Below are 16714 nucleotides of genomic sequence, written 5' to 3'. Positions count from 1 at the left end.
GCTGTTCGGTCAGGAAGGCGTGATAATAGTATTGCCGCCGCGCCTCGCACCATTCCCAGCCGCTGCCCCCGAAACGGCTAAGCCACTTATTGGGTGGCCCGCCAGTCCCGGCAGCATCGGCCCAGATGTACCAGTCGGCCTTGGGACTGTTCGGGGAGCTGGAGCTCTCGACGAACCGAGCGGCAGTGGCCTGAGATCCTCGCCGCCGATTGCGAGAAGATCAAACGCGTAGAGCTGCACCTCGGTCATCGTGTCGGCGCGAGTGCAGCGCGTTGTCGGTCGGCAGGCAAAATTCGAATGTGCTGGGCATGGGAGCGAGATAGTCACGCCGCGCGAATATGCGAATCCGCCATTCCTCTAAGTAGCTTAGGAACGAAAGTAACATAAGCTAATTGATCGCTCAAAGAATGAGCAGATCACGATGGCGCGGTATATTTGTTGGACCAGGACGGCCTTGCGGTCGATGAGGAAGGTTTAGAATTCGCGGACATGGATGGTGTCGAGCGAGAGGCCGCCCAAGCCATGGCCGATGCGGCTCGGGAAAGTTTCCAGCGTCCCATCAAACCCGGCGAAGCCGCCATCGAGGTCCGCGACGATTCTGGGCCTGTGATGCGCGTCCGGTTCACGGTCCAGATCGAACGTATTAAGTAATACTCCTAATCACGGCATCGGAACTTGCGCACCTGATGTTCCATTATCGGCCTGAATGACCGATCAGGGTTTGGCTTCATGGGTATCGAACGCAACTTCACCCCAAAGTATTTTCGGGATCGCGCGGAGGAGTTCCGAGCAAAGGCCGCCAATTGCGAGCATCCACAGACGAAGGAATCGCTCCACAGGGTCGCCAAGTCCTACGATCAAATGGCACGTCGATCTAAGATGATCCGCACCGTGCAGGACGCCGCAGAATGCAAAAGCCGCCATTCAGACAACCTATGATGACGCCAGTAGAATACATGGCACAAGCCGAGCGCTTCGAGAGGGCTGCGGAGCGCGCCCGGGACGTAATCTCTAAGTCCCAGCTCGAAACGTTACGTTGGCTACCCAGGAGCACCGCCGTGCTAAACCGCTCCTGCCAAGCCCTTGAGACCATAGAGCAGCGCCGGAAGAAGTAAGGCCGCCTCGCGCCAGGAGGCGCGGCTTGCCTCGTTCAGCCATGATTTGCGTGTCGCAGCGGAAGCGCCAACTGACCGCCGATCGCGCGTCCGAGCTGGCTCTCGACAAAATCCTTCAACGCGGGAGAGATCTCGAACGTTGGCGGAGATTCGGTGCTCGAGCTCGTGCGCGATGTCTTCGGACGCGTCGCGCGACCAGCCTTCGACCGGGTTGAAGGCGACGACGCGAAGCACTCGGTCATATTGCCCGGTGAGCAGGTCCTCGATCAGCGTGGAATGGTCGATGCCTTCGTCGGTCTCGCGGAAGGCTGCACCGTCGCGGAAGTCTTCGACGACAATGTAGAAGTCCTTGTCGAGGCGATCGTTCGAAATGATGGACGGCGAGGCCATACGCAGAAATCGGGAGCTGGTGGCCGAACCAGTTCGCGCGAAAAGGACAGGAGTTGCGCGTCGCCTGCGCCGCGGGTGTAGATCATTCGACGTCCCTCGGATCATGTGCGGGCCGCGCAACGGCGCGGCGCGGCGCCTTACGCCTTCGGCTTCCCGATCAGCCCGGCCAGGCTGCGGACCATCGCTGCGATGTCGATCGGCTTTTCCAACAGCACCACATCGTGAAATTCCGGAGCAATGCTGACCTTGTCGTAGCCCGTCGTGAATACGAATGGCACCTGGCGCGCCCTGAGCTCCTGCGCAATCGGGAAAACCATTTCGCTGCGAATGTTCACGTCGAGCACTGCGCCGTCGAGAACACCGCCGTCTTTGATGATCGGGAGCGCATCGTCGAGCTCGCCGACCGGGCCGGCAATTTCCGCGCCCGCCGACCGCAGGGCCCGGCTGATGTCGTCGGCGAGGAAATACTCATCCTCGACGACGAGGATACGACGTCCGGACAAGAGAGCGCGCCCACGCGACAACGTTGGCGATAGCGCCATGTCTCCTCCAGCACCCAGCAACGGATAGGAACATAGGCCGCAAGGCCGTCTTGATGCAAACGAAGCATTGAATGGCGGGTTCCATGAGCAACCGCGACATCATTGTCATCGGCGGCTCCTCCGGAGCCACGGCGCCGCTGAAACGGATCCTGGCAGATCTGCATCCGGATGTTCCGGCTGCCGTCTTCATCGTCCTCCACCTTCCCGCGCAGGGCATCGGCATTCTGTCCACTGTCGCCGCGGGCGTCGGCAGGCTCCCCGTGCACCAGGCCCAAGACGGCATGAAGTTCGAGCGCGGCCACGTCTATCTCGGCGCCCCCGACCATCATTTGCTGCTGTCAGGCGATCATATTCGCCTCGGGCGCGGCCCACGCGAGAACATGGTGCGTCCGGCGATCGACGCATTGTTCCGCTCAGCCGCGCTGCATCACGGCCCCCGCGTGATCGGGGTGGTGCTCAGCGGATTGCTTTCGGACGGTGCCTCCGGCCTCAACGCTATCAAGCGCTGTGGCGGAATGGCTCTCGTGCAGGATCCATTGGAGGCCATCGCGGCGGAAATGCCGCAGCGCGCGCTGGAGGTAACCACCGCCGACCTCTGCGTTCCCGCCGCGCGACTCGGCGACGTGCTCTCCGATCTCGCCCACGAGCCGCCGGGGGTCGCTCTTCCGGTCGCTCCGGATATCCGCCTGGAAGTCGAAATCGCCGCGGGCGAAAGGATAGGATCTGCCAGCCTTGCCAAGATCGCAGATCCCGCGGCACTGACCTGTCCCAGCTGCGGCGGGGTGCTGTCCGAGGTGAAGAGTGGCCACCCCCTGCGTTTCCGCTGTCAGGTCGGCCATGCCTACACCGCCGATGCCCTCGCCAAGGAGCAGGAAGGGCAAGTCGACGAAGCCCTGCGCGTCGCGCTCCGGATCATTGAGGAGCGCGCCGAGCTGGTGCACCGCATGGCCGCGGATGGCCGCCGCAGCGGCAGACCGGCGGTCGCCGAAATGTACGAGCGGCGCGCGGCCGAGTATCGCGAATATGCCGATATGATCCGGCGCGTCGTGTTACAATCGCTCGATCGTCCGGTCCAACGCGGGAAGTGACGGCCGATATGGCAGTATCCCTTGCCGAGCGCACCCAGCAGCTTCACGACGAGCGGCGCCTTCTGGAGAAGGCCAACCTCGATATCGAGGAAGGTTGCCAGCGCATCCACAGGCAGGAAGATCGGGTGCGGGACCTGCAGGCCGGCGGACATGACTGCCGGCAGGCAGAGCGGCTGGTGGAGCTGCTCAAGCAGACTCTGGCGGAATGGGAACGGCACCGCACCCTCATCATTGAGAGGGTGAATTTCCTCCAGCAGGAGGTCGATCCGGTGCCGCCGATCCATTAGCGCAGGTGATTGTCCGCCGCCGTCATGCCGAGGCCACGCTTCGTGGGGTCCGGGCTCGGCCGAGGCCGAACGTTTTCCGCTTTTAGCTGTTGGGATGATCGGCCACCAGCTCCCTTCAACGACTAATTCGATCCCGATTGGTCCTAACGCCTTGGAAGTGCTAAACTATCGAGTGGAGGGCAGGACGAGCTGCACCCTTTTCCTGTTAACGCATTACAGCTGCGGTGGAGGCCGCCGTGAGGATTGATCGAGCGTTGCGGATCGCAAGTCGGGCCCGCGTCAGGCGATATGCTTTGCCGCCGGGGACTGGCGCGTCGACGCCGACATCGCCGGCATCCGAGCGTGATGCACGTGGTCGTTTCTTGCGGGGCCATGTCGGTGTGAGTCCTGGTCGGCCCCCGCGCGACGAGCTGCGGGAGATGTAAAGGATCGGCGTGCTCAAGGCCGAGCAGAGCAATGACGATCAGGCGATCGAGGCGGCCATTGCGCAGTTGTGCCGGGCGGGGTTTCGAGCCGTTGAGGCGCGGCAGAAGGCGTCTGCCTAACATCGCGGAGCAACCGATCGCCAAGGCAAGAGCGGCTTGGGCATCGAAGCGCAGCAAGATTTCTATTTTTTCCTGTACCTCCCCTTGGGTCCACCTGACGCCGAAAAAAGGTGGCGCACCCCCTCTGCTGTGAGGTGATAAAAGGCAAGCCCAGGCCACCAGCTCCCTTCAACGACTAATTCGATCCCGATTGGTCCTAACGCCTTGGAAGTGCTAAACTATCGAGTGGAGGGCAGGACGAGCTGCACCCTTTTCCTGTTAACGCATTACAGCTGCGGTGGAGGCCGCCGTGAGGATTGATCGAGCGTTGCGGATCGCAAGTCGGGCCCGCGTCAGGCGATATGCTTTGCCGCCGGGGACTGGCGCGTCGACGCCGACATCGCCGGCATCCGAGCGTGATGCACGTGGTCGTTTCTTGCGGGGCCATGTCGGTGTGAGTCCTGGTCGGCCCCCGCGCGACGAGCTGCGGGAGATGTAAAGGATCGGCGTGCTCAAGGCCGAGCAGAGCAATGACGATCAGGCGATCGAGGCGGCCATTGCGCAGTTGTGCCGGGCGGGTTTCGAGCCGTTGAGGCGCGGCAGAAGGCGTCTGCCTAACATCGCGGAGCAACCGATCGCCAAGGCAAGAGCGGCTTGGGCATCGAAGCGCAGCAAGATTTCTATTTTTTCCTGTACCTCCCCTTGGGTCCACCTGACGCCGAAAAAAGGTGGCGCACCCCCTCTGCTGTGAGGTGATAAAAGGCAAGCCCAGAAGGGCCCAGGTCCCTTCAACGACTAATTCGATCCCGATTGGTCCTAAGGCCTTGGAAGTGCTAAACTATCGAGCTGAGGGCAGGGCGATTTGCCCTCCGTTCCTGTTAACGCATTACAGTTGCGGTGGAGGCCGCCGTGAGGATTGATCGAGCGTTGCGGATCGCAAGTCGGGCCCGCGTCCGGCGATATGCTTTGCCGCCGGGGACTGGCGCGCCGACACCGACATCGCCGTCATCGGAGCGTGATGCACGTGGTCGTTTCTTGCGGGGCCATGTCGGTGTGAGCCCTGGTCGGCCCCCGCGCGATGAGCTGCGGGAGATGTACATCGACGATCTCTTCCATTCCTGGCGCTACGGCGGTCGCGCGGCGATCCGGCAACTCATCAAGCAGGACCCGGCCACGTATTTGCGTATCATGATCCACGTGGTCGGCAAGCTGCCCAAGCCGAGGGATTGATGGACGCAGCACCGAACGATCTGGATCGTATCGCCAAACGGAAGCGGCAGAACGTACTTCGGGTGCAGCGGTGCCGGGCGCGCAAGCAGTCTGGCGCGCGCATTGTGCGCATCGAGGTCACGGATTGGGCCGCGGCGCGCGACGCCTTCATCAGGATCGGCGTGCTCAAGGCTGAGCAGAGCAACGACGATCAGGCAATCGAGGCGGCCATTGCGCAGTTGTGCCGCGCGGGGTTCCGAGCCGTTGAGGCGCGGCAGAAGGCGTCTGCCTAACGTCGCGGAGCAATCGATAATAAAGACAAGAGCGGCTTGGGCACCGAAGCGCAGCGCAAGACTTCTATTTTTTCCTGTACCTCCCCTTGGGTCGACCTGACGCCGAAAAAAGGTGGCGCACCCCCTCTGCTGTGAGGTGATAAAAGGCAAGCCCGCCAAGGGCGGCGGGGATAAGATCAGCAAACCTCCGGCCAGCATCCAGCCCTGATGCTCGGGGCAGGCGGCCTCGTCATGTAACAGCGGTTGGCGAGGCCGCTGCCCAAAACTAAGCCCCAGCCTGTCGGGGGCGAGCTGGAGCTTAGTCGCGGAACAAAGTCTTGCCAAAGGATCGAATGCAAGACTGATCAACGAACGGACAGCAGGGGCTCTCGTTCCTAGGAATTCGTAGCTTCCGATTCGCCTTCGGCCCGAACGTTACCTATCTTGGACTCCGGTCAATGGACTTCTCGCGTATGGCCTCACCGTCCATCATTCCGAACGATCGCCTCGACAGGGACTTCTACCTGGCCATGGAGGAGTTCCGCGACGGTGCGGCCTTCCGGGAGACCGACGCTGATCGACGATCTGCTCGCCGGGCAATATGACCGGGTGCTTCGAGTGTGCGTTCAACCCCGTCGAGGGCTGGCCGCGCGACGGGTCCGAGGACATTGCCCGCGAACTCGAGCGCAGGATTGCTGCTGAAGGTACGACCAAGCCGAGCTCGAGCCGGCTACAACTAAATCGTACGGGGCCGCATGATTTTAGGGCAGTGCCCGCGAATCTGCAGCTGATCGCGCCAACCCCTCTCGCTCGAATCCCCCTAGGCTGACGGCCGATTTCCATCGCGGTGCAGCCTTTTAATCGCTTGTGTACATTTTTGCACCAATCCGGGAACGGAAGCGCGGCTCATGCATCATGTCCACGGCCTAAGTGTTCGGATGTCGATAGGTGTCGCGTGTTCATTATTTCGCCCGTGAGGCAGCAGCAACGCTGCTCCGTATGGCAAAGACAACAAAGAACCAGGCGGTTGCGGAAAGATCGAAGCGGAGAACTCCCACCCGATGACGTAGAGGCGATGAGCGAACAGCCATCAAAGCCTTTGACGAGGAACTAGGGCCGCCTCAGTCGGCGACCTCATCCGGCAAAATGTCGGCAGTCTTGCCTTCATAAACAGTGATCGATCATGCGGCGGTGGCGCGCACTTTTTGCTCACCTGCACCACGCCGCCGCGAAATCACAGACTTCAGCTTGTTCATGGCGCGGATGGCCAAACCGAGCCCGGCCGGATTGGTCGTACGGAAGAAGGCCACCTTTTTCACGTAACTCTCGACATGCCATTTGGCGTGCGCACCGCGCCGGAAAAAGATTACGTCACCGACGCCATAGCGCTTCGCCGGCATGCCGTCGCTCTCCAGCACGATCGATCCTTCGAGAATCACGATGGTCTCATCGACATCGTAGTACCAATTGAACTTGCCTTCGGTGCAGGACCAGATCAACGTACGGGCTGCGCCATCCGCGCTGATCGACAACGTGCAGTTGCGGGCGTCTGGATTCCCCTCAATGATCCAGGATGGCTCGATCGGCGATGGTTTGAGATCCACATTGCAATGACTGGTTTCGATTAGCGCGAGCGGCATCCGTCTCACCCCACTCCGGCATTACCGAGACTTCCCGGAGCTAGAAAAGCAGATCTCCGCCAAGAGTGTGAAGAGGCCATTTTGTCGCGCCGTTCGTCAGGCTCAAACGAGGTACCTCGCAGTCGCGATTGAAGTTACGCACTGCCGCCGGAGTCGCAGAGACGACAATCGTTACCAAGCGAGTGCTGCCGTTATTCAGTGCGGCGGCCAGTAGTTAATTGTCGCCGCCGTTTCCCAGCTCCTCAAGCGCCCAGAACAGCTAAGGTAAACATATTCTTTCCTGCGCTCGCGGATTCCGACGTGAGTTTCCGTGACAACTTTTATCCATTTTCTAGATATCGCCCCTAAGCTTGGTGACATGGAAAAGCGAACTGCACACCGTAAGCGCGTGTTCAAGGCTGGGATGATCGAGTTTCCGGGCGGCGCCTTCAGCTGCGTCGTCCGCAATCTGTCCGATACCGGGGCCAACTTGGACGTACCCAGCGTAATCGGCATTCCACATGAATTCACATTGAGCATTCCCACTGCGCAGTTCCGGTTTTCCTGCCGTGCCGTGTGGCGTTCGGATCGTCGGATTGGCGTCGCATTTGCCTAACGCGAGGCCGCCCTCGCGGGCCGCCTCGCGCCTGCGCTCCGGGTCGCCTGAGGGTTGGACCCCGGAGGCCATCAGACTCTACGCCTGCTGGCTTCGATGCTAATCCCCCTCAACGGGTGCCCAGTTATTGTGCAGGACGGCTCTGCATTAGCGTGGGTTCGCGCAATCGACGCGGATTGCTACTTTTTCCCGAGAGTGCCGGTTCGAAGCACTCACATTCAACTCGCCCGCTCCCTGGCAAAATCCGAGCCCAGCCCCGGATACAGGAGCGGGCAGATTTGGGTGTGTCCTAATCTGCCTCTGCGGTCCCCCAGCACGAATCCCACCCTTCCAGCAAAGGCGGGAATTTTGTTTGCGCATCCCCGATGGACCCCAGATTGCGTCTCCTGACGCAACAATCGGATCCAATTTCTGAAGAGGCAGCAAGGCCGCATTCACCCCTATTGCCACTTTTTCCCGGTCGCGCCGCACCGTCGCGGTGTACACTTCCAGCCTGGACAGGAGACACAAGCCGTGGAGCTGTTCAAGGCAGAGAAGGTCGGGGAAGCCGATAGCCGTTCGCTGAAGACCTGCCGGGTTTGCGCGCAAAAACTAGAACACGTCCGCGCGATACTGGATTCCCGCAGCGGCAAACTTATTCAGATGTTCAAATGCCGCTGCGGCGAGCGCACATGGGACGAGTAGCCCATGAAGAGCGATCGAGAAATTGAGCGGCTCTTTGAAGCGGGCGCGCTCATTTTCATCATTGCGATGATCGGCATGTGGATCTACGAGGGATTTCTGAAGTAAGGCCTGTGTTTTGGGCGCCGGAGATATTAGAAGGTTCCTCGAAATATTGGATCAAGGTCAAAACGGACTCATCCGGCGATGTACCGAGTGATGACGCCCTCGCCTAAGGTGCGCCTCAAAGAGCGCTCGTCCTGCGCTCTATGGGCAACTAGGCTCCGCAAGATGGGCGTGAACCTTGAAGCAGGGCCTCGAGGTTGAGGGCCGCGGCAATCTCAAGAGTGCGATAAGCGGCGAAGCTTGTCGGTCAGCCATTGCACTTTGCGTGGAGCCCGGATGTCGGCGAACCGCTGCTCGACACAGTGGACCATCATGTCCCGGATCATCTCACCGGAGATCCCGGCCGTTGTGGCCACCCAGCTGATGATCGCGGTCATGGCTGTCCAGGGCAAAGGCAACCCGCACGATCTCACCATTCCAGCAGGTGAATTCCAGCGCGTCCGAACACCAACGCACGTTGGAGTGGCTTGTCATGATCGTTCCATCATGAGCCCGCGGGATGCGGCGCCCTGTATGCCGCGCCAGCAACAAGCCGCCCTTCTTCATCAGCCGGTAGACGCGCTTGGCGTTGACGGGATCGTGGCCGGCGGATCGCCGCGCGCGCTTGAGGAGCGCGGCGATCCGCCGGTATCCATAGCTCGGCCGGCTATCCACCAAGCGCCGGATATCAGACGTGAGCTCCACATCCCCGGCGCGGATCTGGGGACCGCGCTTCGGACGCTTGCCGTCAACTCGCTCAACCAGGTTGGAACGGGCCACCCCGAGGGTCTCTGCGATCCGTTTCACGGGATATCCTCCGGCGCATGCGATCGCGACAGCAAGGTCGGTTTTTTTACCCGCGCAAGGTCAAGAGCCTCCTTGAGGATCTCGACCTCCAGGGTCTTGCGGCCGAGCATGCGTTCGAGGTCTCGAACCCGTTCCTCCAGCCGCCGGACCTCGGATCCGGCGACCACCTCCTCATCCGCCCGCACTGCTTCCTTGCCTCCTTCGCTCATCAGCCGCCTCCATCGGAAGACCAGGCTCGGGGAGAGCCCATGGCGACGGGCAACATAGCTGATCGACATGCCCGGTTGCAGCGTCTCGTTAACGACCAGGAGCTTCTGCTCCGTCGTAAACCGTCGCCGGCGGGCAACGCCGGTGATGACTTCCACCTTTGAAAACGTCTCGGACATAGGCGTATGCCTAGGACTAGGCCTAGCTCCTCCGGCTAACGCCGATGTCCGGTCAAAACAGGGAGCAGTTCACTACATCACTACTGGGCCGCGCCGACGAAGTAATAGAGTAGCATAATGGGGCAAGTCGCCTCAGGCTGCGACGTAGAGGGTACGGAGAGACAGGTATCCATTGAGGTGCCAAGCCGCTGTACCACCACCCACGTGACCCTGGCTACTCCGGTCTGAGCGCCGATCACGTGCGGCAGCCCGCCTGAATGGTTGCCGGACTACTTCAGGTCGATCGTGTCAACCCTGCGGCACGGCAAGCATCTGTAGGCATAGACCGCTGGCAGTTTTGCATTCTCCGGCAGTGTTGCAAGATACTCCATAGGGCGTCTGCATTCGCTGCAGATGAGAATAGGTGCATTGTCTTGGTTGCGGCGGCTTGCCATCATATGCTCATTGGGAGCGCGCCAATATAGCTTCGGATGGCACCAGCGAAATCCCCGGTGAACTACCGGAGCATATGGAAATCCGGCAAATCCCGACACTTATTGAAGCGGAGACAATTCGGATCAAGCCTATGTCCGCCACGTTCCCGGAGGAAGACCCCGATGCAACGGCTGGAAATTCAGAAACTCATCCGCAGCTAACTACACGGCAACGTGCGGATGGCCAGTTCGGCCTGTACCCCGTCCTGCTGGCTAGGGCCTAGAGCCGTAGTCGGATCACTTTATGGCCGCCGGTACGTTCAACCACTTCGGTCCCGGCACAAGGAAGGCTCAATCGTTCAGAGATGAGCACGCGGCAATAGCCAGCTCATGATCTTTTCATACGGATCGCGATGACTGCTGATGAATGCGTTTTCGTTCTGCTGTGCGGCGGTCCTGGCAAATTCAGAAATCCCCTCCATAGACTGCCGTTTATCCTTCGGAAGCTTCGCCCATTGACGAATGATTTTCCGGCGGGCTTCGCGTTGCTTTTCCCTTAAGTCAGGCATCGGTACGCTCCTTTTTTGGAAGTACATGGTCCATCGTACTTGATCTCGTGAAGCCACTTAGCACTCGAAGACGCACGCCGATCTCGTCGGCTACCTCACGTATCTCGCGGATACGCGCCCCGAGACTCTCGCGACGCTTCTCGGCCGCTTGATCCCGCTGCAGGCCAAGCTCGCAGTCGATGCCAACGTCAACCGCACCATCAAGGCCAAGCCCGAGACGAGATGGCGCTGGAAGAGCTGGTCGAATACTACGCCAAGCTGTGCACATTGCCACCGGACACGAAGCCCCCCGTCGTCATCGACAACGATACCGGCGAGCCGCTGCACTCGGGGGTCGCAGATTGATTGTCCCTGCTGGGTACTACATCGATTTCGACGAGAGCGCGGAAGAGGTTCATTTCATCCACGTCAGCAAGCCCGACGATTGAGAGCCCGCCGCGAAAAGGGCCGGGTCTATGATGAGTGCCCGTATCGTCAGCGCGGCGATACGGTGGCGGTCTATAACGACGACAGCAGCGGAGAGCGCTCGTGATCGGAGTAACGCCCACCGATTTGCGACATGGGCGCTCCGCTTAACGATCAGTCTTTCTTGGGTGGAGCTGGCGATGCTGCAAGCATTCGGAGTTTCCATTTATCGTCTACCTTGACGTAGACGCCGGTCCAAATACCCGATGCATCCAGCGCATCACCCTTGTCGTTCTTGCCGCTGATGTGGAATTTGCCCATGGCGGCCGGGGTATCATTGTCAACCTGCCACACCTCATCGACCGTGGCTTCGAGCTTGTTGAAACCTGCCTTGAAAGCACCGGCATACGCGGTCGCGACGTCGTGCTTTCCCATGGGGTTAATAAACACGCCGTCCTTGGTGTAGAGTGCCGCAACGCACGCCGCGTCCTGCTTGGTGTAGCAACCCTCGTAGGTCTGGGCGATCTTGCTGGCTTCCTGCTTGAAGTCATCGGCAAACGCCGAAGCCGTGAACATAAAGGGGGTGCACAACGTCAATAAAACGCGACGTTTCATTTCCATTCCCTCCATCGATGGTGCGTAATTGCACCGTGACGCCCACCGCGATGGGCGCTGCGTTGCAATCCCGCGCAAGGCTCACACTCTGACCGGCCGAAAGCTTGATCTAGCTCAATGCTTTCTGTCCCCGAACAGGCCCGCCGCGCCGGGACCTCGACGAGGGTGTTCGAGAAGCTGAACATAACTTTTGGCCAGTCGTCGCCGTGCTCGCGGGAATCGATTTCCACGAGAGCGCCGAGGGGGTTCATTTCATCCACGTCGGTAAGCCCGACGATTGAGAGCGCTCGCCGCAAAGAAGCGGCTCCAGCCGTAATGGGGGGAAGCTGGAGCGTAACCGGCATGAGGCCCCCACCTAGCCCCCCTCGGCTTGCGCGCGATACAGCCTGGCATGAGCTGATCGGTGGAGGTGGAACGATGGCAAATGCCATGCTTGATGCCAGGCAGGAAGATGACTCCTATCGTCGCGTCGAGGTGATCACTGGGGAGCGCCGACGGCGTCGGTGGACGGGCGAGGAGAAGGCCCGGATCGTGGCGGAGAGCTTTGGGGAGGGTGCGAACATCTCCGAGGTTGCGCGGCGCAACGGCGTTTCGCGGGGGCTGCTTACGGTGTGGCGACGCCAAGTTGCGGCGGCGGTGGTGGGCAAGGCGCCGAACTTCGTGCCAATCCAAATTGGTGCCGAGAGCGGTAGCGGGACAGCCGGCGAGCCCGAGCGTATTTCGCGGCTACAGACGAAGCCTTTGGAGATCGCCGCGCCGCCGGCCAAGGTTTGCGGGGTTGTCGAGATCGAGGTGAACGGGGCGCGCATCCGGGTCGAGCCGGGCGTGGAGCTGGCGACGCTGTCGACCGTGCTGGCGGCGCTTCGGGGCATCCGGTGATTGCGCTACGCTCTGAAGGGCCCAGGTCCCTTCAACGACTAATTCGATCCCGATTGGTCCTAAGGCCTTGGAAGTGCTAAACTATCGAGCTGAGGGCAGGGCGATTTGCCCTCCGTTCCTGTTAACGCATTACAGTTGCGGTGGAGGCCGCCGTGAGGATTGATCGAGCGTTGCGGATCGCAAGTCGGGCCCGCGTCCGGCGATATGCTTTGCCGCCGGGGACTGGCGCGCCGACACCGACATCGCCGTCATCGGAGCGTGATGCACGTGGTCGTTTCTTGCGGGGCCATGTCGGTGTGAGCCCTGGTCGGCCCCCGCGCGATGAGCTGCGGGAGATGTACATCGACGATCTCTTCCATTCCTGGCGCTACGGCGGTCGCGCGGCGATCCGGCAACTCATCAAGCAGGACCCGGCCACGTATTTGCGTATCATGATCCACGTGGTCGGCAAGCTGCCCAAGCCGAGGGATTGATGGACGCAGCACCGAACGATCTGGATCGTATCGCCAAACGGAAGCGGCAGAACGTACTTCGGGTGCAGCGGTGCCGGGCGCGCAAGCAGTCTGGCGCGCGCATTGTGCGCATCGAGGTCACGGATTGGGCCGCGGCGCGCGACGCCTTCATCAGGATCGGCGTGCTCAAGGCTGAGCAGAGCAACGACGATCAGGCAATCGAGGCGGCCATTGCGCAGTTGTGCCGCGCGGGGTTCCGAGCCGTTGAGGCGCGGCAGAAGGCGTCTGCCTAACGTCGCGGAGCAATCGATAATAAAGACAAGAGCGGCTTGGGCACCGAAGCGCAGCGCAAGACTTCTATTTTTTCCTGTACCTCCCCTTGGGTCGACCTGACGCCGAAAAAAGGTGGCGCACCCCCTCTGCTGTGAGGTGATAAAACGGGCCCACCCCGTCCGGGATGGCAGCCGACCGGCGGCAAGTTCGCCGGCCTGCGACGCTAAGCTGGGCTTGTGATGTCCCCTAGCACATCAGCGCCAGATGTCCGTGAGCTCGATATAGTTGATGAGTGGTCGCTTAGGCAGGGCACGACTGGTAGCAATGACCTGTATTGGCGCGATTTCTTTGTCCTGCGACAGCTCGACAAAGGGCGTGAGCACAAGATGTAATCGAGGTCCGAGGGCGGATTCCTTCGCGATGTCCGGAATAAAATCGAGAATGGTGAGTCCCGGATAGTGGCAATCGGCATATCGGCTCAGGTTCAGCAATGCATAGTGGTAGGCGAACAGAAAATAGATGGTCAGCGTTCCGCCGAGCTTTTTTGCAGACCTGCCGCCAATTGAGAGTTGAGTTCGACGTTCGCTTACTGACACCGACACCTCGCCTGTCGCGGTCCACGTATTAGGATCGCGAGTACGTATGGCGTTCAGATACGTGTTGAATCCTTCACCCAGGCGATATCCCGCCTCATCGAAGTCAACTTTGTTCTCGTTCTTCGTAACACGCGATTCCAGATCCCTAATTTCCGATTGCAACTGATCTATCTCGGCTCCCAATTTCTCGCTCATTTCGAGCGGACCATGAAATGCCTCGATTGTTTGGCGTCGCGCGTTCATCTCGCCAATGCGCTGGTCTATCAGCGCCAACTCCTCAGGGACCACTGCTGAGGCGGATGCCTGAAAGGGTCGCAAAGCCTGCTCAAGCTCCCGCAAGCGGCGCTCCAGATCGCTCACTGCCGAGGTCTTTTGGCGCAACTCCTGCTTTGCTACTGTCAGAAGCTCCTCGGCTTCCGAGCGTTCTGCCCTGATCTGATCACGCTCAAACTTCAGTCGTCGCGCCGCGGCTTCGGCGTTCGCCTCAGTCTCTGCAGTGGGCTGACCACATAGGAAGCAGTTGTGGCTCATACGGGAGCGACCTTCGACCGTTTGGTCGCAAGCCGGACAATGCGTGACCCTTAGATTCTCCAGAATTCCTGCGGCCGCATCCGTTCGATCCAGACGGATAACCTCTCTATCCAAGCCATTCTTGTATTGCTCTAATTCCCTGACTCTTTCGTGGATAGCTGCCAACTCCCTGCGCAGGACGTCCCGCCTGCCTTGGGTTGTGGTCCTCTCCTCGAGGATTGCATCCAGTCGAGTGGCCTGTGGCTGCGACTGCTGACGTACTCGCTCGACAAGGGTCGCCCGCTCGGAAACCAGGTCACTGATCTCCGCTTCTATCCGCTCCGCAGCCTCAGCGATTGATTTCGGCGTAACGTCCTTAGCAAGATCAGCATCCGCCTCGTCCATCAGCTGAGGTACGAGCTTCCGAAGCAGTTCCTTGAAATGCTCGCGTCGCGTCTCAAGCTGCGACAACCTCTTTTTCTTGTCGGTGAGCAGCGACAGATCGGGGGAAAAAAGATGCTCCGCTAGGCCCAGAAATTGCAGCAAACACGCATGTTGCTCGCTCTCCGGCTGCCTAGGAACAAGATCGCTCCAAAAATCCTGCCGCCGGTATATATGCCGGAAAAGGCTCCTCCAGCCCAGTGTCGGCCACGTCCTTTCTGAGGCGTATATGTTTCCCTGCGGATACCGCAATACCGGGATGTTGAGCGCTTCCAGCAAGATGGGTTGCGCGTCTTCTGTCCGGATGCGATCCCCATTAAGGTACATCTGAGATCGGGTGCCGTCTCCGCTCCACGAGCGCTCCAACTCAACCACCGAACTTCCAAATCGAATGAGCGACGAAATCGCCCGATACTTCTCGACTAGAACTTCATCAAAGGTCCCTTTTGGCGTTCCGTCGTCCGCCATTAGAAAGTCGAACATCCGCAGCCACGTGCTCTTGCCGGCATTCTGCGGCCCGACGATTGCATTGACGCCATCGGTGAACTCGAGCCTTTCGATATTTCCATCGGCTCTGGTACGCGCAATTTGCTCGATGATGAGGCGATTGCTCATCTCGCCCCCCCAGAGATGACTGATCCCAGCTCCTGCTCAGCGACCTCCTCGCCGAACGTCTCGTAAATCAAGGTCTTCAATTCGTTCCCTGTCTTTCGCCCGAATTTCTCATTCACATCCCGCATATGCTTGAGGAGATCGGCGAACGAATCACTACCAACGAGCTTTTTGGCTGTCGTTTTTCCAAGAGCTGTGAGCGCGATGCGATATGCGCGGCCCGTCAGACTAACAGAGATCAATTGACGCGCCTCCAAATACGCTAGCAGGTGGTAATAGCGCTTGTCCCACGGGCCATAGTGGTGCCGGATCATTGCTGCTTCCACCGCTCCGTCCTCTCGCGTGGATTTGCCGTGCGATTCGACCGCTCTAAAGAAATCAGGGTAACGAACGAAGAAATCGAGCTTCGCCATTTTGGTTAGGCCACTGATGGCGCCAGTGGCACCGCCACAGGTGCTCAAGAGCAGCAGCAGTCGAGCGGCGTGAAACTCCAATACATCGTCTGCCACTAGCGGGGCGGCGGCGGGACGTCCGGCAAGATTTCGCAGCGTCTTCATGGGATGGGCGCCGGTAGATATCGATGCCGACAGCGATCCGTCATCGAGTACATGTAGCCTTGCAGGAAGTTCAATTCCACGTTGCCATACCTGGTTCGGACTGCAAGAACCGCATCAAGGCACGCTGCGTGGAATGTCAGCCCGTTTTGCTGAATGAAGCCGCTGTCCAGTCGTGCGACGAGCTGGTTCAACTCAGCAGTAAGCTCTAGCTCGGCTGAATTGTATTCATCCTCCTGTTGATATTTAACGTCTAGCGTGCGTCGACGGTATGCAATGCGGAGCTTCAAAGCGTTGTCGATTGTAGACGTGGGGATCCCTGCCAGCTCCATCTTGTGCATGAGGTTCGTGCCCGCTTTGGTAGGGAGTTGTCCACGAACCCGCTGAACCTCTTTCAGCACCCAGTCTCGAGTCTCAGCCCGCTTCAGCTTCCTCTGTTCGCGCTTCGCTGGCGGAAGCGCAGATATATGCACGATCCGCGCTAGAATCTGATTGTAAAGGTCGCTTCTTTGATCGCTAAAAAGGGGCTCACCTATCGCTTCTAACCATTTCTCCAGAGAGAGAAGATTCGCGTCCCGTACGGCTTGCTCTGATCCCGCGTCTTCCCAGGACGTATGCGCAAGCCAATTGGATGGCGACCACCCCGCCGGTGAATGAACGCCATCGAGCCGGATGCCAACATCGCGGTGTAGTGCGCAAGTCGACGGATTGCCGATGCAGCGTTCGTCTGCGATTGCGTCGAACGTGAGGACCTTAAGGTCGGCATGCACACCAG

At 59.9% G+C, this 16714-nt stretch carries 23 protein-coding genes and 1 pseudogene; 13 read left to right on the top strand and 11 right to left on the bottom strand.

Features of this window, described 5'->3' with window-relative positions:
- Position 1 precedes the first annotated feature (1 nt).
- Positions 2-181 (bottom strand): annotated as a pseudogene (locus ACNJYB_RS33855) (alpha-amylase family glycosyl hydrolase); the annotation flags it as partial.
- 257 nt (positions 182-438) lie between these two features.
- On the opposite strand from ACNJYB_RS33855, the gene ACNJYB_RS33850 reads away from it, so the two are divergent.
- On the top strand, positions 439-651 hold the full coding sequence (locus ACNJYB_RS33850; RefSeq protein ID WP_439370911.1) for a DUF6894 family protein: 213 nt from the start codon (positions 439-441) through the stop codon (positions 649-651).
- A 78-nt stretch (positions 652-729) separates the two neighbouring features.
- Positions 730-939, top strand: coding sequence for a hypothetical protein (locus ACNJYB_RS33845; protein ID WP_439370910.1), 210 nt, complete (start codon positions 730-732; stop codon positions 937-939).
- A 122-nt stretch (positions 940-1061) separates the two neighbouring features.
- On the opposite strand, the gene ACNJYB_RS33840 is transcribed toward ACNJYB_RS33845, so the two are convergent.
- Entirely contained in the window at positions 1062-1505 is a 444-nt protein-coding gene (locus ACNJYB_RS33840; protein WP_439370908.1) for a hypothetical protein, read from the bottom strand.
- A 137-nt stretch (positions 1506-1642) separates the two neighbouring features.
- Complete coding sequence (locus tag ACNJYB_RS33835; protein ID WP_439375708.1) at positions 1643-2047, bottom strand: response regulator; 405 nt, start codon at positions 2045-2047, stop codon at positions 1643-1645.
- Between the two features lie 83 nt (positions 2048-2130).
- On the opposite strand from ACNJYB_RS33835, the gene ACNJYB_RS33830 reads away from it, so the two are divergent.
- The 5 genes from ACNJYB_RS33830 (at position 2131) to ACNJYB_RS33810 (ending at position 5448) form a co-directional block, all read left to right on the top strand.
- Positions 2131-3135 carry a chemotaxis protein CheB gene (locus tag ACNJYB_RS33830; RefSeq protein ID WP_439370906.1) on the top strand — a complete coding sequence of 335 codons (1005 nt, stop codon included), beginning with the start codon at positions 2131-2133 and terminating at the stop codon, positions 3133-3135.
- Between the two features lie 8 nt (positions 3136-3143).
- Positions 3144-3422 carry a hypothetical protein gene (locus tag ACNJYB_RS33825; protein WP_439370905.1) on the top strand — a complete coding sequence of 93 codons (279 nt, stop codon included), beginning with the start codon at positions 3144-3146 and terminating at the stop codon, positions 3420-3422.
- Positions 3423-4454: 1032 nt separating this feature from the next.
- Positions 4455-4697: a hypothetical protein gene (locus tag ACNJYB_RS33820; RefSeq protein WP_439370903.1), complete on the top strand. Its 243-nt coding sequence runs from the start codon at positions 4455-4457 to the stop codon at positions 4695-4697.
- 341 nt (positions 4698-5038) lie between these two features.
- A complete protein-coding gene (locus tag ACNJYB_RS33815; RefSeq protein WP_439370889.1) occupies positions 5039-5176 on the top strand; it encodes a hypothetical protein in 138 nt (45 codons plus the stop codon).
- A complete protein-coding gene (locus tag ACNJYB_RS33810; protein ID WP_439370887.1) occupies positions 5176-5448 on the top strand; it encodes a hypothetical protein in 273 nt (90 codons plus the stop codon). The genes ACNJYB_RS33815 and ACNJYB_RS33810 overlap by 1 nt, the downstream gene beginning before the upstream one ends.
- A 1160-nt stretch (positions 5449-6608) precedes the next feature.
- Here the strand turns inward: ACNJYB_RS33810 and ACNJYB_RS33805 are convergent.
- Positions 6609-7067, bottom strand: a complete 459-nt coding sequence (locus tag ACNJYB_RS33805) for a cupin domain-containing protein (protein ID WP_439370901.1) — start codon at positions 7065-7067, stop codon at positions 6609-6611.
- Positions 7068-7377: 310 nt separating this feature from the next.
- Here ACNJYB_RS33805 and ACNJYB_RS33800 point away from each other — a divergent pair, with 310 nt between their 5' ends.
- Together ACNJYB_RS33800 and ACNJYB_RS33795 are read left to right on the top strand one after the other, a co-directional pair.
- Complete coding sequence (locus tag ACNJYB_RS33800) at positions 7378-7662, top strand: PilZ domain-containing protein (protein WP_439370900.1); 285 nt, start codon at positions 7378-7380, stop codon at positions 7660-7662.
- Between the two features lie 513 nt (positions 7663-8175).
- A complete protein-coding gene (locus tag ACNJYB_RS33795; RefSeq protein ID WP_439370899.1) occupies positions 8176-8346 on the top strand; it encodes a hypothetical protein in 171 nt (56 codons plus the stop codon).
- Positions 8347-8775: 429 nt separating this feature from the next.
- On the opposite strand, the gene ACNJYB_RS33790 is transcribed toward ACNJYB_RS33795, so the two are convergent.
- The 3 genes from ACNJYB_RS33790 to ACNJYB_RS33780 form a co-directional block, all read right to left on the bottom strand.
- The gene (locus ACNJYB_RS33790) at positions 8776-9234 is read right to left on the bottom strand and encodes an IS3 family transposase (RefSeq protein ID WP_439370898.1); all 459 of its coding nucleotides are present in this window, start codon (positions 9232-9234) and stop codon (positions 8776-8778) included.
- On the bottom strand, positions 9231-9620 hold the full coding sequence (locus tag ACNJYB_RS33785; protein WP_439370896.1) for a transposase: 390 nt from the start codon (positions 9618-9620) through the stop codon (positions 9231-9233). Before ACNJYB_RS33785 ends, ACNJYB_RS33790 begins: the two co-directional genes overlap by 4 nt.
- A 772-nt stretch (positions 9621-10392) precedes the next feature.
- The gene (locus ACNJYB_RS33780) at positions 10393-10602 is read right to left on the bottom strand and encodes a hypothetical protein (protein WP_439370894.1); all 210 of its coding nucleotides are present in this window, start codon (positions 10600-10602) and stop codon (positions 10393-10395) included.
- Between the two features lie 222 nt (positions 10603-10824).
- Here ACNJYB_RS33780 and ACNJYB_RS33775 point away from each other — a divergent pair, with 222 nt between their 5' ends.
- Positions 10825-10947: a hypothetical protein gene (locus tag ACNJYB_RS33775; RefSeq protein ID WP_439370893.1), complete on the top strand. Its 123-nt coding sequence runs from the start codon at positions 10825-10827 to the stop codon at positions 10945-10947.
- A gap of 234 nt (positions 10948-11181) precedes the next feature.
- On the opposite strand, the gene ACNJYB_RS33770 is transcribed toward ACNJYB_RS33775, so the two are convergent.
- On the bottom strand, positions 11182-11622 hold the full coding sequence (locus ACNJYB_RS33770; RefSeq protein ID WP_439370891.1) for a YybH family protein: 441 nt from the start codon (positions 11620-11622) through the stop codon (positions 11182-11184).
- Positions 11623-12039: 417 nt separating this feature from the next.
- Between ACNJYB_RS33770 and tnpA the strand changes: the two genes are divergently transcribed.
- The 3 genes from tnpA (at position 12040) to ACNJYB_RS33755 (ending at position 13246) form a co-directional block, all read left to right on the top strand.
- Entirely contained in the window at positions 12040-12501 is a 462-nt protein-coding gene (gene tnpA, locus ACNJYB_RS33765; RefSeq protein WP_208088656.1) for an IS66-like element accessory protein TnpA, read from the top strand.
- A gap of 335 nt (positions 12502-12836) precedes the next feature.
- On the top strand, positions 12837-12974 hold the full coding sequence (locus ACNJYB_RS33760) for a hypothetical protein (protein ID WP_439370889.1): 138 nt from the start codon (positions 12837-12839) through the stop codon (positions 12972-12974).
- Positions 12974-13246: a hypothetical protein gene (locus ACNJYB_RS33755; RefSeq protein WP_439370887.1), complete on the top strand. Its 273-nt coding sequence runs from the start codon at positions 12974-12976 to the stop codon at positions 13244-13246. The genes ACNJYB_RS33760 and ACNJYB_RS33755 overlap by 1 nt, the downstream gene beginning before the upstream one ends.
- 234 nt (positions 13247-13480) lie before the next feature.
- Here ACNJYB_RS33755 and ACNJYB_RS33750 read toward each other — a convergent pair whose 3' ends face one another.
- The 3 genes from ACNJYB_RS33750 to ACNJYB_RS33740 are packed head-to-tail and all read right to left on the bottom strand — an operon-like array spanning position 13481 to position 16340.
- Positions 13481-15388, bottom strand: a complete 1908-nt coding sequence (locus ACNJYB_RS33750) for a hypothetical protein (RefSeq protein ID WP_439370886.1) — start codon at positions 15386-15388, stop codon at positions 13481-13483.
- Positions 15385-15942, bottom strand: a complete 558-nt coding sequence (locus ACNJYB_RS33745; RefSeq protein WP_439370884.1) for a hypothetical protein — start codon at positions 15940-15942, stop codon at positions 15385-15387. Before ACNJYB_RS33745 ends, ACNJYB_RS33750 begins: the two co-directional genes overlap by 4 nt.
- Positions 15939-16340 carry a hypothetical protein gene (locus ACNJYB_RS33740; protein WP_439370883.1) on the bottom strand — a complete coding sequence of 134 codons (402 nt, stop codon included), beginning with the start codon at positions 16338-16340 and terminating at the stop codon, positions 15939-15941. The genes ACNJYB_RS33745 and ACNJYB_RS33740 overlap by 4 nt, the downstream gene beginning before the upstream one ends.
- Between the last annotated feature and the right edge of the window lie 374 nt (positions 16341-16714).

The sequence above is a fragment of the Bradyrhizobium sp. SMVTL-02 genome (assembly GCF_051853005.1).
GTDB lineage: Bacteria > Pseudomonadota > Alphaproteobacteria > Rhizobiales > Xanthobacteraceae > Bradyrhizobium.
Note: the sequence above shows the minus strand (reverse complement) of the source record. Positions and strands in the feature narration are given on the sequence as shown.